Source organism: Segeticoccus rhizosphaerae, assembly GCF_009192725.1.
In the GTDB taxonomy this organism is placed as follows: domain Bacteria; phylum Actinomycetota; class Actinomycetes; order Actinomycetales; family Dermatophilaceae; genus Segeticoccus; species Segeticoccus rhizosphaerae.
Window position 1 is genome coordinate 1 of sequence record NZ_VOHR01000533.1, and the last position, 1,576, is coordinate 1,576.

At 71.4% G+C, this 1,576-nt stretch carries 2 protein-coding genes; both read left to right on the forward strand.

Annotated elements, in window-relative coordinates; translation table 11 throughout:
• A partial coding sequence (locus FRW57_RS23655) for a hypothetical protein (RefSeq protein ID WP_162529463.1) occupies positions 1-428 on the forward strand: 428 nt, incomplete at its 5' end.
• Positions 429-594: 166 nt separating this feature from the next.
• Positions 595-1,576 (forward strand): thioredoxin-disulfide reductase (gene trxB / locus FRW57_RS21420; RefSeq protein ID WP_420853280.1); only part of this gene is annotated, 982 nt, incomplete at its 3' end.

A 1,576-nucleotide genomic window follows, 5' to 3' on the forward strand; every position in this document is an offset into this window, starting at 1 on the left:
CCTCGGCGTCGAGCGCCTCCCGGCCCGCCTCGGCGGCCGACTCCCGGCAGGAGGGCTCGGGCGCCCGGGCGAACGCCGCCCCGGTCTTCTTCGAGGCGTCGGGCAAGGGCTACACCAGCGCCGGCTTTGCACAACAGGCCCGGGCGATGCAGGCGGCCAACCACACTCCGTTGCGCTCGGACGCGCTGCAGGCCCCACAGGTGCAGGAGCTCGGCCCGCAGACGGACCTCTCGCAGTGCATCCAGACGCTCGGCGCCTCGCTGCCGTCGCGCCCCGACAAGGTGTGGGTCGACCTGGGCACCTTCGACGGATCACCCGCGCTGATCGTCGTGGTCACCACCGACGGGAAGAGCACGGCCTGGGCGGTGGACCGCACCTGCCGTGCCGGCCAGCCCTCGGTCCTCGCCGGCCCCACCACCCTCGCCTGACCACGCGGGCAGCCACGTCGGACAGGGAACAATGCTGGCCTAGGATCGGTTCCAGCACACGAGCCCGTATGCACGTCCGGTCGCCTCATCCGCCCCGCTGCGGTCGCGATCGGCCGGCCAAGGAACACGGGTGAGCACACGTCATACCAACGAAGGGGTCTCCCGCGTGAGCGCCAGCACCGAGCACACCGAGGGCACGCAGAATCGGGTGCGGAACCTCATCATCATCGGCTCCGGACCGGCCGGCTACACCGCTGCCGTCTATGCCGCGCGCGCCAACCTCGAGCCGCTCATCTTCGAGGGCTCGGTCACCGCCGGCGGCGCGCTGATGAACACGACCGACGTGGAGAACTTCCCCGGGTTCCAGAACGGCATCATGGGCCCCGACCTGATGCTGAACATGCGCGCGCAGGCCGAGCGCTTCGGCGCCGAGCTGGTGCGCGACGACGTGGAGTCGGTCGACCTGACGGGCGAGGTCAAGACCGTGGTCGACGGCTCCGGCAACACCCACCGCGCCCGCGCCGTCGTGCTGGCCATGGGTTCGGCCTACCGCGAGCTCGGGCTGCCCGACGAGAAGCGTCTCGCCGGCCGCGGCGTCTCGTGGTGCGCGACCTGTGACGGAGCGTTCTTCCGCGACCAGGACATCGTGGTCGTCGGCGGCGGCGACTCGGCCGTGGAGGAGGCGACCTTCCTGACGCGCTTCGGCAAGTCGGTCACCATCGTGCACCGTCGCGACGAGCTGCGCGCCAGCAAGATCATGGCAGACCGCGCGTTCGCCAACGACAAGATCAGCTTCGTCTGGAACGCGCAGGTCGAGGGCATCGTCGGCGACGACAAGGTCAGCGGCGTGACGCTGCGCGACACCGTCACCGACGAGCGGAGCGAGCTGCCGGCGAGCGGTCTGTTCATCGCGATCGGCCACGACCCGCGCAACGAGCTGATCCGCGGCGTCGTCGACCTCGACGACGAGGGCTACGTGCTCGTCGACGGGCGCAGCACCCGCACCAACGTCGAGGGCGTCTTCGCCTGCGGCGACCTGGTCGACCACACCTACCGCCAGGCCGTCACGGCCGCGGGCACCGGCTGCTCGGCCGCGCTCGACGCCGAGCGCTACCTCGCCGCCCTCGACGAGGGCGCCGAACGAGCCC